Raw genomic sequence first — 15,718 nt, forward strand, 5'->3', positions numbered from 1 at the left:
GGAATAGGAGATCTTTTGCATCGAAGAAGACTAAACCAACGCAGAAACTCTTGCCATAAAGTTAATGTGACAACACCTATATGGCAATGCCGTCTTTACTGTTCCCTAGCCGACGACCTTCAAAGTTCGAAAACTGGCAATTTCTGTATCATTATATCCTACGTCCCGCAATATTTCATCCGTATGCTCGCCGATGTCCGGGGCAAGAGTTGGCGCACTTTTCTCCACCCCCTCTACCCAAATTGGACTATCGACAATCCACTCGCAGCCAGCGCGGGCATCTACCATAGGGGCCAATGCGCCGCTGTCTTGCATTTGTTGGTCATTCACCACATCTTCAACTTGATGGGTTTCACCAAAATTGAAACCATTATGGGTGAGAAGCTCTCGCCACTGAGCCGCATCCCGTTCCAAAAAAATGGCATCCAGAATTCGGATAAGTGCCGGAGCATTCTTATTTCGCGCATCCGGCGAGTCAAAACGGGGATCACTTAGCAACTCGGTATGCGCCGTAACTTCAGCAAAGCGATCCCAAAGGTGCTCGCCTGTGATCATAATTAAATGAAACCAGCGATCGTCGCGAGAACGATATATATTATTCAAAGCATTACCGGCTTCCTCGCGCCGCGGATGTGATCGCATCTCCCCGCCAGAGAGTGCCGCTTGTGCCAATACAGCATTCGACCACAAACCATTGGCCATTAAGGATGTAGACACCATACTCCCTTCGCCTGTCAATTGGCGCTTATACAAGCCAACCATGATAGCGCCGAAAAGGGCCGTTGCTGTTGGATGATCTCCCATTCCAGGTAACGATCTTGCTGGGGGGCTATCTTTGGATGGTTTAATCTGATCCATCAACCCACTTCGTGCCCAAAAAGCGGTACTATCGAAACCTGTTCGTGCGGACTCAGGGCCGCTTTCTCCATAAGCTGAAATTGACGCATAGATAAGGCGTTCATTTAAGCCCCGGACATCTTCATAGCGCATCCTAAGTCTCTCTCGTGGGCCAGAGGGCATATTCGTGATAAGCACATCGGCCTCTTTCACCAAGCGGTAAAATATCTCATGCCCCTCTTCTGATTTTAAATCAAGCGCGAGGCCTCTTTTGGTGCGATTATCCACGTTCCAGTGATGGGGGTAATCGCTGATCGGATATCCCGGTCCATAAAGTCCCGTGCGATATCCGTCTCCGGCAAGTGGTTCAATTTTTATAACGGCAGCCCCGAAATCAGCCATAATTGTTGCCGCAGCAGGCCCTGCGATAAAGCTCGCCACGTCGATTACCTTAAGGTTTGCGAATATCTTTTCCATTCCGCGACCACTTCCCTTTTTATTATTTGTTTTGGCTAGTGTGATGAATTTCGGGCGGTGGTCAAGTCATTGGGTCTGGCGCAGGCGTTGTCACATTAACTCGATACCCGGTCATTTGTATTAATCTTCAAGAAAATACGGATCTAGCAAGCCTTTGAAATATAACAAACCACTTTTCGAAAATAATCGAGATTTTGCATTTAATAACTTAACGTGACAATGCCTTGATTGACGTTAATTCAATCCTTGTTTCATTTCCATGAAGTTAATGTGACAACACCGATTTCTCGCTACCAAGTTAACGTGACAATACCGAAAGAAAGTTATTTAATATAACATTATCTTCGGATCTTTGTAGACGGTTTGGATATACAATCCCAAGTTTCATAAAAGGAGGTTATGATGGTCGCTTCAACATCGAAAGTAGACCCCGGCGGGCTAGCCGAGTTTTCCGTGGTTTTTACAGATCGCTCTTTGAACCATATGTCCCAATCCTTCCAGTTGGTGATGTGTGAGATCTCCGAAACCCTGAAGGACGTATATAACGCCCGGCACGTAGCTATCGTCCCTGGTGGGGGCACCTTCGCCATGGAGGCCGTGGCTCGCCAATTGGCAACTGATAAAAAGTGCATGGTCATCCGCAATGGATGGTTCAGTTATCGCTGGAGCCAAATTCTCGATGTTGGCCAGATCTCCGAAAACTGTGCGGTCCTCAAGGCCCGTCAGATCAGCGAAGGAGGTCAAGCGCCTTTTGCTCCCGTCCCTATCGCAGATGCTATCGCCGCAATCGAAGCCAGCAGGCCAGATGTTTTGTTTGCACCCCATGTGGAGACCGCTTCCGGCATCATCTTGCCAGATGATTATATGGCGGCTCTTGCGGCAGCACAGCACGCCCATGGCGGCCTGTTCGTTCTCGATTGTATCGCTTCTGGCGCTATTTGGGTTGATATGGAGAAAACGGGTGTCGATGTCTTGATCAGTGCTCCGCAGAAAGGTTGGTCGGCATCACCGGCGGCTGGGCTTGTGATGATGAATGAAAAAGCGCGCAAGATCGTCGGTGAGAATTGTAGCACAAGCTTCGCATGCGATCTTAAGAAATGGTCAGAGATTATGGAAGCCTATGAAAATGGCGGTCACGCCTACCATGCAACCATGCCAACGGACGCCTTGGTTAAGTTCCGTGACGCTATGAAGGAAACCAAGTCCATCGGATTTGGTACCATTCGCGCAAAGCAACAGGAGTTGGGGGACAAGGTTCGTGCTGCTCTCGCTCGGCGACAAATCAAATCTGTCTCCGCTGAAGGATTTGGCGCTCCGGGTGTCGTTGTCAGTTATACGCATGACCAAGATATTCAGTCTGGCAAGAAATTTGCCGGGCTGGGTTTGCAAATTGCTGCCGGTGTCCCATTGCAATGTGACGAGCCGGAAGATTTCAGAACTTTTCGGTTGGGGTTGTTCGGCCTGGACAAACTGAATGATGTTGATGCCACGGTGGCTCGTTTGGAAGCCGCACTCAATGAACTTATGTGATGAGGGGATTGGGCATCGTCACATTAACTTCCTTTGGACGCGAAGAAACCTCAGTGACAATATTTAGGCAGCGGCGCTTGCATTTGCCCAAACGCCAAATGCTTCAGCGCGACTTTGTTTAAGTGAGATCGGTTTATTAGGTGACGTTGAAGGTAGAAACTATTGCAAGTGGCTGCGTGAATATTTAGGAATCTCTGAGCAGATCCTGGTGGCTTAAACATCTGCATTTTTCGCTCTCTTCGTCGAAAGAGGAGATGCGAGTTTTACACTCGTTTGTTGTCAATATGCTTTGCGTTCAAGCGCAAGGTTCTTATGTAAAATTCCCTGCTGGATCAACACGCAAACATGCGACGCTATGTTCAGGAGAAACATTGCGGGTGACCGGTAATTCTTCTTCGCAAGCATCTGTAACAAAGGGGCAACGGCTTGCAAACCGGCACCCTTTTGGCAATGAAATAGGGCTAGGTGGATCACCTTTGAGCATAATACGATCAGTAGGTGGGCGGCCGATGGTGCCGGTCGACGGCACTGCGGAAATCAAAGCTCTTGTATAAGGGTGCAAGGGATTACGAAAAATTTCTTTCTTTGTGCCACGCTCAACAATCTGGCCCAGATACATCACAGCGATTTCATCGCAAATATGCTGCACTACGGCTAGGTCGTGACTAATAAAGAGGTATGTCAGTCCAAATTCTTTCTTCAGTCGGGCAAGCAGATTCAGAATTTGAGCCTGGATTGCTACGTCGAGTGCCGAGACTGGTTCATCACAAACGATTAAATCCGGCTGAGTTGCGAGCGCACGGGCGATACCAACACGTTGTCGTTGGCCACCTGAAAACTGATGCGGAAAGAGTTCACTTTGTTCTGGTCGCAGGCCCACAATTTCAAATAGTTCTTGAACACGGGCTTCTTGGTCTTTCGCACTACCGATATTCATCAACTTCAGTGGTCGCTTAACTATCGAACCAACTCTTTCCCTTGGATTGAGGGAGGCGTATGGATCCTGAAATATAATCTGCATCTTGCGCCGCATCTGACGTAAGGATTCACCATCCAAATTCGTTATATCTTGATCGTTGAGTGAAATTTGACCTGATGTCGGATCAACCAAGCGCACACAGGCAAGGGCTGTGGTCGTCTTTCCTGAGCCACTTTCGCCGACCAAGCCAAACGCTACTCCACGGTTGATTGAAAAAGACACACCATCTACAGCGTGTACTACAGTGCCTTCGCGAGACGGAAAATGAATCTTTAGATCTTTGACCTCAAGTAATGGGGTTTCCGAATTCATACAATTTCCTCCTGTGAAAGCCAGCAACTAACAGACTGGTCGTCGCTTATCTGGAATCTAGAAGGGAATTTCGTCTGGCAATGAGGCATGACTTTTGGACATCTTGGTGCAAATGCGCAGCCTGGTTTTGCCAACTCTTTGGCGCTTGGTACAACGCCAGGAATTTCAAACAACGGTTCGGGTGTGTCAGGTGGATCTACTTCTAAAGTCGGAATGCATGATATTAGGCCTTTTGTATAGGGGTGCTGCGGATTGCGAATAAAATCAATTGAGCGCCCACTTTCGATATTGCGGCCAGCATACATGACCATAACGTTATCAGCCATTTCAGCGACTACGCCTATGTCATGTGTGATTAGAATTATGGCTGTATTCGTTTTACTCTGTAATTCTCGAAGAAGATCAAAAATTTGTGCTTGTACGGTGACATCGAGTGCGGTTGTTGGTTCATCTGCGATCAGCAATTTCGGCTCACATACGAGCGAAATAGCAATCATCACCCTCTGCCGCATTCCGCCTGAAAGCTGGTGCGGGTAGTCATCAACGCGTTTTTCAGGAGAGGGGATGCCAACCAATCGCAAGATTTCTATTGCCCTGTCCCGGGCTTCCGTCCGGTTTATCCCGTAATGCGTACGTGCCGTTTCAGCTATTTGCTCTCCAACGGTGAAAACTGGATTTAGAGATGTCATTGGTTCCTGAAAAACCATTGAGATGTCATTGCCTCTCAAGGATTGTAGCTTTTTCTCAGTAACTTTTGTGATGTCAACACCCTCAAAATGGATGCTTCCTTTGGAGATACGCCCTGGAGGGTTTGGAACAAGGCCCATGATGGCAAGCGCTGTAATGCTCTTACCACAGCCAGATTCCCCTACAATTCCTAGTGTTTCTCCATACGCGATATCGAAACTGAGTTCTCGTACCACGGGAACTTCAGATCCGGCGATTTGAAAAACTATTTCAAGATCACGTACTGATAATAATGGTGTCTGCATTATCTTTTTCTCAATTTTGGGTTGAGGGCATCATTGAGACCGTCACCAACGAGACTAATAGCCAATACAGTTAAGAATATGGCTATACCTGGAAAGGTAACGCCCCACCAGCTATCAAGAATGTAAGGCCGGTTGTCTCCGATCATGCGGCCCCAACTCATGTTGTTGGGGTCACTAAGACCGAGAAAAGCCAGACCCGCTTCGAACAGGATTGCTGTTCCTATGCTAAGAGCTGCTGATACTATGAGGGGCGGAGCCGCGTTCGGAAGAATAACGGACCAGATTATCCGTCTATTCTTGGCGCCAATTGACTTCTCCGCCCGGACATAATCCATGTTACGCAGGCGTAGAAACTCCGCTCGGGTGAGACGAGCGGTGCTTGTCCAAGATACAATGCCAATAGCGATCGCTATGTTTGTCAAGGTTGCTGAAAAGAGCATCACGACAACCATGGCCAGTAGGAGGTTAGGAAGAACCTGAAAGAACTCTGTTACTCGCATCAGCAGATTGTCAACCCAGCCGCCATAGTATCCAGCCAGCGCGCCAATGGTTACGCCGATGACTACTGTCAGGATAGCTGCAGAAGCGCCAATGGTTATCGTAATCCGTCCACCATTGATCAGCCCGGCAAAAATATCCCGGCCAAGATAGTCTGTTCCTAATAGGTACTCCGAAGCACCAGGAGGCGTTAATGGCATCCAGACCATTTCAGTTGGTCCTACTGAATAAAACACGGGCCCTAGCAAAGAGATTAAAAGGATACAGAAGAGTAAAACTAACCCAGCCATTGCAGCATGATTGCTCCGGAACATTTTCCATGTTTGTTGGGCTGGTGAACTCGGCTTTTCCGTCTGGCTTGCATTGAATTCATTAATTGAACTGTCAGTCATTTTTCACTTATCCTTGGGTCGATTATACGATAGGCAATATCAATAAAAATATTGACGATCAGAACAAGCAGTGCAGAAAAGAACAAAATTCCGAGAAGGGTCGGGGAATCACGCCTCAAAATGGATTCGAAAGCAAGAGTTCCAAGGCCCGGCCAGGCGAAAACGGTTTCTACCAGGACAGCACCGGAAATGACTTGTGCAAATTGGAGGCCGGCGAAGGTTACAACCGGTAAGATGGCATTGCGAAGGGCATGCTTGTAAACAACAAGAAAAGGGCTCATTCCTTTTGCTCGTGCAGTACGAACATAATCAGATTCCAAAACTTCCAGCATACTAGCGCGGGAAAGGCGACTATAAAAAGCGAGGTAAATGGAGGCCAGCGTGAGAGCAGGTAATGCGAGATGGTGTGCTATATCTAACATATTCGCTAAGGTGCCAACTGGTGTGTTAGCTGACGTCATGCCGGCAATGGGGAATATAGGAATGACAACGGCAAACAGCAGTATCAGCATAATACCAATCCAAAAAACTGGAGCTGAAAATCCAGCAAGTGATAGCACGGTAACGATATTGCTCAGAAATGAGCTGCGTTTTTGTGCAGAGGCAACGCCAAGGAAAGTACCGGCCAGCAGCGCAAAAAGAAGCGCTGAAATTACCAATAGTAGCGTAGCTCCGATACGATCGAATATTAAATCAGTCACTGGCTTATCATAGTAATAACTATAACCAAGATTGCCTTGCAAGACATTACCTAGATACGTTAGCAGCTGTACATGAAAGGGCTGATCCAGTCCGAAACTGGCACGAAGTTCGGCGAGAAGCTCCGGCGTCGCACCTCCCATTTCACCAGCTAATACCTCAACGGGATCGCCTGGCGCAATATGGATCAATGTAAAATTTAGGATCAGTACGGCGAGCAGTAGCACGACCGCATTGCCGATCCTTTTGAATAAAGATTTCACCATGGAGTTCCTAGCAAGTTATCGCCTGGTAATAAGATGGAGCCGCCTATCCAAAATCAGGCAGCGGCTCCATTCATCGGGTTTAGTTCTTTAGGTAAACTTCATGCCAAGGTGCCAACGGCCCAAAAACGCTCGCGGGGACATTCCCAACTTTTTTCGAGTAAACCGTAGCTGTAAAGTCCTGCGGCATATAGATAAGGACGAGATCTTCCACAGCTTTACGTTGGATCTCAGCATATGTCGCTTTACGCTTGTCTAGATCTGTTTCGATCGCTGCTTCATCAAGCAATGCATCCATCGCCGGATCACAGTAGCCCTGCGTGTTGGACCAAATTACGTTGCGAATATTGTCGCAATCGAAATGACGGTGCACACCAATGACCGGATCAGGATAATTAAAAGAACCATTCATTGTACCTTGATAGTCAAAGCTCGAGATCCGTTTTACCCATGTACCGAAGTCCGGTGCTTGGCGCAATTCAGCTTTAATACCAATCTTTGCAAGCTGAGACTGAATATATTCTGCCATCGGTACGTGCGCTTGTTTGGCCCAGCTGGGGATATCAAGGACGAATGAGAAACGTTCTCCATTGTCTGCAGCAGGATATCCTGCTTCGTCGAGTAATGCTGCAGCTTTGCCGAGGTCGGCCGCTATGCTAGGGACATCGCTAGTGTAGAAGATGCTTCCTGTATGGAGTGGACCGGTACCGACAGCAGTGCGTCCGCCAAACAGAATTTTGGCTATGAAGCTTGTGTCGATTGCAGTTGCCAGTGCTTCGCGCACTTTGCGGTCGCTGAAGGGCTTATCTCGTAGATTAAGCTCGAGATAATGAATATATCCTACTGCACCGTATCCCTCTGTTGTTACGACAAGGTTCCCTGTTTTCTCCAACCGTTCTGCGTCCGTTGGGCGTATACCGGAGAAGCCGACATAGTCGATTTCGCCTTTTTCCATCATAAGAACGCGAGTTAAACTATCTTTCACAACTGAGAAGACTAGCTTATCGAGGTAGGGGCGGTCTTTGATGAAGAAATCTTCATTCTTTACCAGGACCAACCGTTCCGCCGGATTATTTTCGGCAACCTTGAAGGGTCCAGAGCCGACAACGTCTTCCATATTGCGGGGATGCTTTTTAAGCTCTTGCCCATCGCCATATATATGCTTTGGAATTATTGGCATTAAGAGTGGCTCTAACGACAGAAGCAATCCTGGAATAGGTGCAGATAACTTGAAGACAACTGTACTGGGGTCGGGTGTTTCGATAGCTTCGATATTGCTGAACATTGCCTTACCGAAAGGATGATTTGCTTTCACGGTTTCCAATGAGAATGCTACATCTTCCGAAGTAATGGGTTGTCCGTCGTGGAACTTGGCGCCTTTGACCAAATTGAAGGTGTAGTTCAAGTTATCATCTGACGCGACCCAGCTTTCGGCGAGGTAGGGGGTCGCCTTGTAATTTTCATCGATTAGGACAAGACCTGCAAATATCTGCGATCCGGGAACACCGGTCGCTCCGCCAGATTGAACGGCTGGATTCAGTGTTCGATAGCCGGTCGTTGTCGTATTAAGAGTTCCGCCTGCTTTTGGTTCGGCGACAGAGATCGTCGTCGCACTTAATAAGGCCGCCACCGCCAATGGGGCGATAAAGGAAAGTTTGCGTATAGTTTTGGTAAGCATATCTTGAAATTCTCCCTGTTTTAAAAGAATTGAGATCGGGTTATTATTCTAGGGTGAAAAAAGGTTGCATCTTTACTGAAAAATTGCAACATTAATTTCAGTAATATGAATATCGAATGAAAGTAGTCGTATGAAATCAGCTAAAAGAAGTACTATTTCAAGCGACGGATTCGGCTCGGCGGCACAAACTTCAGTCGGTCAGCAAATTCGTGAGCTGCGCCGATCAAATGGATTAACACTGAAAGACTTGAAAAACATTACGGGCAGATCTGTTGGTAATCTTAGTGAAATGGAACGCGGTGTTAGCCCAATTACGATTGAGGCGTTGGACGCTATCGCGAATGCGCTTGACGTATCAATCAACTGGTTTTTCGGCGGCCCGGCCATCGCCGATGTGGTAGAGCGTGACGTCGTGGTCCGCCGGACAGCTCGTCGTGAGATCAATCTTAGCCAGGCTGGCACACGTGAACAGTTGTTGTCACCATATCTCACAGGCCAGCTTGAATTGATTCTTACAACCTTTTCGCCGGATGCAGGAACTGGTGAAGCTGGCCGAACGCGCAAAGGCGAGGAAGGAGGCATGGTGCTTTCTGGTACGCTGGAACTGAAAGTTAACGGGCATACTTATCTTCTTGAAGAGGGAGACAGTTTTCAGATGAAAGGAATCGGTAAGCATTGGTGTAGAAATCCGGGTGCTGTTGATACGGTAGTCATGTGGGCGATCAGCCCGGCGACATACTAATAGAGGGCAAAATGAGCAAAATTACAGTCTTTACGGCTAAAAATATCCGTACCATGAATCCATCAATGCCAGAGGCAAATGCTGTTGCGGTGCGGGATGGTAAAATCATTGAAGTCGGAACGTTGGAAACAATTAAACCGTGGCTTGACGCGCATCCGCACAATATTGATGACAGATTCGCCAACCATATCCTGATGCCGGGATTTATTGATCCGCATTTGCATCCTTCTCTAGGCGCCATCCTATTGTCATGCCATTTTATCACGGCAATGGAATGGAAACTTCCTGATCGGATTTGTGCTCCTATTAGAGGCCACGAAGCATATTTAGCGCGGTTAACAGAAATTGCTGTGGGTATTGATGATCCAAAAGAGCCGTTAATTACGTGGGGATATCACAAAATTTGGCACGGTACCGTCGATCGGAACGCGCTCAACATAATCTCTTCAACAAGGCCCATATTCGTCTGGCAGCGGTCCTTTCATGAAATAATCGCCAACGACGCGGCGATCGACTGGATGGGTCTGGGCCGTAAGGAACTTGAAAGGCATCCGCAGATTGACCTTTCGACTGGACGCTTCTATGAAACTGGACTTGCTGTCGCGACGAAGGCGATGAATTCCTATTTGTTCCAACCGGAAAGATTCAAACAAGGTCTAGAGTTGGTAAAGAAGGCTGTCCATTTCGGCGGACATACAACTATAGGAGAAATGGCATACCCACTTTTGGACGACGCCGTAGAATGGCAATTCTTGAAGGATGCGATTGAGAGGGATGATGTTCCATTTCGAATGCAAATCATACCACGTGGCGCGCTTCGCGGTGTATGGGAGGGCGCTGTAGATGATGAAGTAACACGGGTTGAAAGCTATGCATCTCGCGGAAGCCATCGGCTTATATTTGGAAACGGCGTAAAGCTGTTTACCGACGGTGGGTTTTTTGCGGAATTGATGCAGATGCAGGAGCCGGGCTTCATCGATGGACATCACGGTGAATGGCTGATGGCACCGGAAATGTTTGAGGCACTGGCACGTGCTTTTTGGAACGCCGGTAAGCGAATTCATGTTCATTGTACAGGGGATCTTGGTGTTGAGCTGGCGCTGGATACGCTTGAGAAGTTGCAATTTGAACGGCCACGGGTAAATCATCGATATACGATCGAGCATTTTGGAGTATCAACACCTGAACAGGTTCGCCGCATTGCGGATCTTGGTGCACTAGTCTCCGCCAATATCTATTACGTACATGAATTGGCAGAGGCTTACTGGCAGCATTCCATAGGTTTTGAACGAGCTTCTCAGATGGCTCGGCTAGGAACTCTTGCTCGCCATAACGTAACCACGGCGCTTCACTCGGATTTTACAATGGCACCGGCGCTACCACTTAATTCTGCCTGGGTTGCGGTTAACAGGATTGCAGAATCTGGCGCAGTTATTGGTCCGGAAGAAAGAATAGATCTCGATGCCGCAATGCGGGCAATTACTATTGATGCAGCCTATGTAATCGGTATGGAACATGAAATTGGGTCAATACGTGCTGGTAAGAACGCAGATTTCACAGTTCTCGAAGCGGATCCGTGGGAAACACCAGTGGAAAACCTAAAGGATATTCCTATTTGGGGCACTGTTTTTGAAGGCCAACCCTATCCGATTGACAAATGACGGCGCTCATTCCGATCACTCTTATTTCCGGTTATCTGGGAGCAGGTAAGACTACTCTCATCAACCACCTATTGTCAGCCAACCATGGTCGGCGGATCGCTGTATTGATTAATGATTTCGGTGCTATCAATATTGACGCAGCCTTGATCAAGGAACGGACAGATCAAGCTATAAGCCTTACGAATGGATGTGTTTGTTGTTCAATAAAAGATGATCTTGGTGAGGCTTTGGATGCACAGGCTTCACGAGAGCCGCCGCCGGATCTAGTTGTGCTTGAAGCGAGCGGTGTTGCGGAACCCATGCGGCTCGCTCGGCATGCAGGAAATTGGCCTGGTTTTGAGCTAGATGCAATTGTTACGCTGATAGATGCCGAGACCGTGCAAATGCGGGCGCAGGATAAATTTGTCGGGCAGTTGGTGCATAGCCAAATTAAGTCCGCAGATATTCTGGTGCTGACTAAGTCAGATATTGTGTCAAGTGACAGATGCCAGGAACTTAGGAGTTGGATTGCCGGATTGTCTCCAGACGTTTCAGTGATCACTGGCGATGAGGGGCGAAGGAATCCGACATTGTTGATCGGAATTTTCGCGACAGTGCCCATATCGCGATCAATGGAAAATTATTTAGATGCCAGTAAGTTCAGCACTTGTCATTGGAATCCCCGCTACCCGATGAACAAGCAGAATCTCGAAGATAGACTTTCACTTCTTTCGCCTACAATCCATCGAGTGAAAGGTTTCTTTATTGACGAAGAAACCAAGGCCCTATCGCTCCTTCAAAGAGTTGGTAACCGACTCACATTTGGCGAAGCACCCAAGGGCGTGGAAACCGGCCTTGTTTTGATTGCAACCGCACCTAAACACGAGTTAGAAAATGAAGTTAAAATTCTTGCTGAAAGCATGGAGAAACTGGCCGAAATTGCTCCTTTTTAATTGTTTTTTCAAACAAATCTTTCTTGCCATATTGAGGAATAAATCATGACAGAATTGCCCAGTAAGGCGCGTGTCGTCATCATTGGCGGTGGTGTGATTGGTTGTTCGGTCGCTTATCATTTGACGAAATTGGGTTGGACCGACGTTGTTCTGCTGGAACGAAAACAATTAACTTCGGGTACGACATGGCATGCTGCTGGTCTTATTGCGCAACTTCGTGCGTCAAAGAACATGACACGTCTCGCAAAATATAGTCAGGAACTTTACAGCCAACTTGAGGCGGAAACCGGCGTCTCAACGGGTATGCGTGAAACCGGCTCAATTACTGTTGCTCTGACGGAGGAAAGAAAAGAGGAAATTCTTCGGCAGGCTTCAATGGCCCGTGCGTTTAATGTAGATGTTGAGGAAATTAGCCCAGCAGAAGTCAAGGATCGGTATGCCTATTTGAATTTGGATGGCGTAAAAGGTGCAGTATGGCTTCCCCGTGATGGCCAGGGAGATCCTGGGAATATTGCACTTGCTATGGCGAAGGGAGCACGTCAACGAGGCGCTATGATTTTTGAACGTATTGTTGTTAAAGATATTCGTTTATCAGAGCGTCGGGCAACCGGAGTCGACTGGAAGAGTGAATCTGGCGAGAGTGGCCATATCCAGACAGAGATAGTGGTGAATTGTGCTGGAATGTGGGGCCACCAAGTTGGCCGCATGGCCGGCGTAAATGTACCACTTCACGCGTGCGAACATTTTTACATTGTTACAGAGAGTATTAAGGGATTGCCACAGTTGCCAGTGTTGAGGGTGCCGGATGAATGTTCATATTACAAGGAAGATGCTGGAAAAATCTTACTAGGCGCTTTTGAACCGATGGCCAAGCCTTGGGGTATGACAGGTATTCCGGAGAATTTTGAATTTGACCAGCTGCCTGAAGACTTTGATCATTTCGAACCAATTCTTAAAGACGCAGTTAACCGAATGCCTATATTGGCGGAAACCGGTATCCATACTTTTTTTAATGGTCCGGAAAGTTTTACACCGGATGACGCCTATCATTTGGGTCGAGCGCCAGAACTTGATAATTTCTGGGTAGCGGCCGGATTCAACTCCATTGGAATTCAATCCGCTGGAGGTGCAGGAATGGCACTTGCTCAATGGATGAATGATGGCGCTAAGCCTTTTGATCTTAGTGATGTGGATATCACACGCATGCAGCCTTTTCAGGGAAATAGTCGATACCTATTTGAGAGATCGAAAGAAACCCTGGGACTTCTATATGCGGATCACTTCCCATTTCGTCAAAAGGCAACTGCACGGGGAATACGACGTTCCCCTTTTCATCACGAAATGTTGGCACAAGGTGCAGTTATGGGAGAAATTGCGGGCTGGGAAAGGCCAAACTGGTTTGCCAACTCTGAACAAGAACGACGCTATAATTATAGTTGGAAGCGACAGAATTGGTTTGAAAACTCAGCCGCGGAGCATAAGGCAATCCGAGAGAATGTTGGGATGTATGATATGTCCTCCTTTGGCAAGATCCGCGTTGAAGGGCGTGATGCAGAAAAATTCCTAAATTATGTTGGCGGCGGAAACTTTTCTGTTCCTGTTGGCAAGATTGTCTATACCCAGTTTTTGAATGAAAAGGGTGGAATTGAGGCCGATGTGACGGTGACGAGGCTCTCAGAGATTGCCTATCTTGTGATTACGCCTGCTGGAACACGCCTCTCCGATCAACGTTGGCTAGAGCGGCAAAGCTATAGTTTTCAGATAGTTATCACTGATGTCACAGCAGGTGAAGCTGTACTGGCAGTAATGGGGCCGAATTCCCGCAAATTACTTCAAATGGTCAGCCCAAATGATTTTTCAAATGCCCACAACCCTTTTGGCACGGCGCAGGAAATTGAAATTGGTATGGGGCTTGCTCGGGTCCACCGGGTTACGTATGTGGGCGAGCTTGGTTGGGAGATTTATATTTCTTCCGATATGGCTTCACACGTCCTTGAGACTTTAATGGTTGCAGGGCAAAATCTTGATCTAAAATTGTGTGGGATGCATACAATGGATAGTTGCCGTCTCGAAAAAGCCTTCCGCCATTTTGGGCATGATATAACGTCTGAAGACCATGTAATTGATGCTGGGCTTGGCTTCGCAGTAAAAACAGATAAGCCCGAATTCATCGGACGTGGTGCCGTGCTAGCACGAAAGGAGACGGGGCCGCATACCCGACTCTTACAATTCCTATTGTCTGATCCGGAACCCTTATTGTACCACAATGAACCTATCATTCGAGACGGTGAAGTGGTCGGGTACTTGTCTTCTGGAAGCTATGGTCACACATTAGGAGCTGCAGTTGGACTTGGTTATGTGCCGAGCAAAGGCGAAAAAATCTCCGAAATACTGGCATCGAACTATGAGATCGAAGTAGCAGGCTGTCGCGTTAAAGCGGAGGCAGCGCTGAAGCCAATGTATGATCCGTCGTCAATGCGGGTCAAAGATACGTAATGTGACAACACCCTCAGACGGTATAATAGACTCCCACAATGGAATTTGAATGACGACAATAATTAAAATCAGTTGCCCGGACCGCAAAGGTATCGTTTCTGATCTTGCCGCCCGACTTAATGTTCTTGGCTGCAATATTTTGGAAAGCTCGCAATTTTTTCAACCCGATACAGGTACGATCCGTGAGCAAGGGCAAGGCCAGTTCTTCTTACGCCTGGAATGCAGTACGGAAGACATAGATCTCGCAGATTTAGAAAAATCAGTGAACGAATTCAGAGCGGAGTTTTCGGCGGACGTTACTCTGACTACCCCCCAACAAATCGTCCCGACTATATTGATGGTGTCGAAATTTGATCACTGCCTTCAAGACATATTATACCGGGTTCAAACTGGCGTTCTGCCGATTGGGATTGCCGCTGTTGTCTCCAATCACGTGGATACCCGGGCGACAGTTGAAAGGCTTGGTATTCCGTTTTATCTTTGGCCTGTCACCAAAGAAACTAAATCAGGACAGGAAGCAAAACTTGAAGAACTAGTTGGCCGAACGGGGGCAGAACTAATAGTGCTCGCGCGTTATATGCAGATATTGTCAGACAAATTTAGCTCGAAACATTTTGGCAAAATCATCAATATACATCATTCATTCCTGCCAGCGTTTAAAGGGGCGAAGCCATATCACAGAGCGTGGGAAAGAGGCGTGAAGCATATTGGCGCAACGGCTCATTATGTAACTCCAGATCTTGATGAAGGGCCTATTATTGAACAAGGAATAGAGCGGGTTAGCCATGCCTGTGATCCGGAAGAACTGATTAGACGTGGCCGTGATATTGAAGCCCGTGCTTTGTCACGGGCTATTAAGCTACATGCGGAGCAACGCGTATTTATCAATAAAGGCCGAACAGTTGTTTTTGAAGATTAGGGTCGAGATCGAATTCTTCATTTCGCCAAATATTACCCTGTTCTCGACATTAGAATCCCTGGTTTGCGAATAAAATTCGGCTTTGTCACATTAACTGATCAAAGCCAAAATATAATAGTTCCTTAAAATTTAATTTGTTGTTTTTCAATCGCTTACAAGACTCTAAATACTGGAAATTCGAAGAAATTGGGCGAATAATGAGTTAACGTGACAATGCCCGCCGTTCGACTTAGCGTAAAAAAAGAATTTGACGTTGGACATCCGGTGCACCTTTCAGGAAAATGCGCACATCGTTCTCAATGATTTTGTCC

General features: G+C 47.3%; 12 protein-coding genes. 6 read left to right on the top strand and 6 right to left on the bottom strand.

The features are described from left to right. Positions 1 to 105: 105 nt before the first annotated feature. Positions 106 to 1,314 carry a CaiB/BaiF CoA transferase family protein gene (locus tag V7723_RS19125; protein WP_335686102.1) on the bottom strand — a complete coding sequence of 403 codons (1,209 nt, stop codon included), beginning with the start codon at positions 1,312 to 1,314 and terminating at the stop codon, positions 106 to 108. A gap of 402 nt (positions 1,315 to 1,716) precedes the next feature. On the opposite strand from V7723_RS19125, the gene V7723_RS19130 reads away from it, so the two are divergent. After that, positions 1,717 to 2,844 (top strand): aminotransferase class V-fold PLP-dependent enzyme, encoded by a 1,128-nt coding sequence (locus tag V7723_RS19130; RefSeq protein WP_335686103.1) that lies wholly within the window; start codon positions 1,717 to 1,719, stop codon positions 2,842 to 2,844. A 310-nt stretch (positions 2,845 to 3,154) separates the two neighbouring features. Here V7723_RS19130 and V7723_RS19135 read toward each other — a convergent pair whose 3' ends face one another. The 5 genes from V7723_RS19135 to V7723_RS19155 all read right to left on the bottom strand — a co-directional run bounded on the left by V7723_RS19135 (position 3,155) and on the right by V7723_RS19155 (position 8,657). Continuing rightward, positions 3,155 to 4,135 (bottom strand): ABC transporter ATP-binding protein, encoded by a 981-nt coding sequence (locus V7723_RS19135; protein ID WP_335686104.1) that lies wholly within the window; start codon positions 4,133 to 4,135, stop codon positions 3,155 to 3,157. Continuing rightward, on the bottom strand, positions 4,132 to 5,127 hold the full coding sequence (locus V7723_RS19140) for an ABC transporter ATP-binding protein (RefSeq protein WP_335686105.1): 996 nt from the start codon (positions 5,125 to 5,127) through the stop codon (positions 4,132 to 4,134). Before V7723_RS19140 ends, V7723_RS19135 begins: the two co-directional genes overlap by 4 nt. Beyond that, the gene (locus V7723_RS19145; protein WP_335686106.1) at positions 5,127 to 6,017 is read right to left on the bottom strand and encodes an ABC transporter permease; all 891 of its coding nucleotides are present in this window, start codon (positions 6,015 to 6,017) and stop codon (positions 5,127 to 5,129) included. Before V7723_RS19145 ends, V7723_RS19140 begins: the two co-directional genes overlap by 1 nt. Continuing rightward, a complete protein-coding gene (locus tag V7723_RS19150; protein ID WP_335686107.1) occupies positions 6,014 to 6,982 on the bottom strand; it encodes an ABC transporter permease in 969 nt (322 codons plus the stop codon). Before V7723_RS19150 ends, V7723_RS19145 begins: the two co-directional genes overlap by 4 nt. Positions 6,983 to 7,061: 79 nt before the next feature. Continuing rightward, complete coding sequence (locus tag V7723_RS19155; protein WP_335686108.1) at positions 7,062 to 8,657, bottom strand: ABC transporter substrate-binding protein; 1,596 nt, start codon at positions 8,655 to 8,657, stop codon at positions 7,062 to 7,064. A 130-nt stretch (positions 8,658 to 8,787) separates the two neighbouring features. Here V7723_RS19155 and V7723_RS19160 point away from each other — a divergent pair, with 130 nt between their 5' ends. From V7723_RS19160 to purU, 5 genes are read left to right on the top strand one after another with little or no spacing between them, the layout of a single operon-like run. Further along, positions 8,788 to 9,399, top strand: a complete 612-nt coding sequence (locus V7723_RS19160; protein WP_335686109.1) for a helix-turn-helix domain-containing protein — start codon at positions 8,788 to 8,790, stop codon at positions 9,397 to 9,399. Positions 9,400 to 9,410: 11 nt separating this feature from the next. Further along, complete coding sequence (locus V7723_RS19165) at positions 9,411 to 11,060, top strand: amidohydrolase (protein WP_335686110.1); 1,650 nt, start codon at positions 9,411 to 9,413, stop codon at positions 11,058 to 11,060. Next, a complete protein-coding gene (locus tag V7723_RS19170; RefSeq protein ID WP_335686111.1) occupies positions 11,057 to 11,992 on the top strand; it encodes a CobW family GTP-binding protein in 936 nt (311 codons plus the stop codon). The genes V7723_RS19165 and V7723_RS19170 overlap by 4 nt, the downstream gene beginning before the upstream one ends. A gap of 45 nt (positions 11,993 to 12,037) precedes the next feature. Next, positions 12,038 to 14,488 (top strand): GcvT family protein, encoded by a 2,451-nt coding sequence (locus tag V7723_RS19175; RefSeq protein WP_335686112.1) that lies wholly within the window; start codon positions 12,038 to 12,040, stop codon positions 14,486 to 14,488. A 49-nt stretch (positions 14,489 to 14,537) separates the two neighbouring features. After that, positions 14,538 to 15,407, top strand: coding sequence for a formyltetrahydrofolate deformylase (purU, locus tag V7723_RS19180; RefSeq protein ID WP_335686113.1), 870 nt, complete (start codon positions 14,538 to 14,540; stop codon positions 15,405 to 15,407). Positions 15,408 to 15,718 lie beyond the last annotated feature (311 nt).

The organism is Sneathiella sp. (assembly GCF_036960985.1).
Lineage (GTDB): Bacteria > Pseudomonadota > Alphaproteobacteria > Sneathiellales > Sneathiellaceae > Sneathiella.

Bases quoted from the DNA above. Each gene is read 5' to 3' on its own strand.
- V7723_RS19150 (WP_335686107.1), bottom strand. From the start codon at position 6,982: ATGGTGAAATCTTTATTCAAAAGGATCGGCAATGCGGTCGTGCTACTG.
- V7723_RS19135 (WP_335686104.1), bottom strand. From the start codon at position 4,135: ATGAATTCGGAAACCCCATTACTTGAGGTCAAAGATCTAAAGATTCAT.
- V7723_RS19160 (WP_335686109.1), top strand. From the start codon at position 8,788: ATGAAATCAGCTAAAAGAAGTACTATTTCAAGCGACGGATTCGGCTCG.
- V7723_RS19145 (WP_335686106.1), bottom strand. From the start codon at position 6,017: ATGACTGACAGTTCAATTAATGAATTCAATGCAAGCCAGACGGAAAAG.
- V7723_RS19170 (WP_335686111.1), top strand. From the start codon at position 11,057: ATGACGGCGCTCATTCCGATCACTCTTATTTCCGGTTATCTGGGAGCA.
- purU (WP_335686113.1), top strand. From the start codon at position 14,538: ATGACGACAATAATTAAAATCAGTTGCCCGGACCGCAAAGGTATCGTT.
- V7723_RS19165 (WP_335686110.1), top strand. From the start codon at position 9,411: ATGAGCAAAATTACAGTCTTTACGGCTAAAAATATCCGTACCATGAAT.
- V7723_RS19125 (WP_335686102.1), bottom strand. From the start codon at position 1,314: ATGGAAAAGATATTCGCAAACCTTAAGGTAATCGACGTGGCGAGCTTT.
- V7723_RS19155 (WP_335686108.1), bottom strand. From the start codon at position 8,657: ATGCTTACCAAAACTATACGCAAACTTTCCTTTATCGCCCCATTGGCG.
- V7723_RS19175 (WP_335686112.1), top strand. From the start codon at position 12,038: ATGACAGAATTGCCCAGTAAGGCGCGTGTCGTCATCATTGGCGGTGGT.
- V7723_RS19140 (WP_335686105.1), bottom strand. From the start codon at position 5,127: ATGCAGACACCATTATTATCAGTACGTGATCTTGAAATAGTTTTTCAA.
- V7723_RS19130 (WP_335686103.1), top strand. From the start codon at position 1,717: ATGGTCGCTTCAACATCGAAAGTAGACCCCGGCGGGCTAGCCGAGTTT.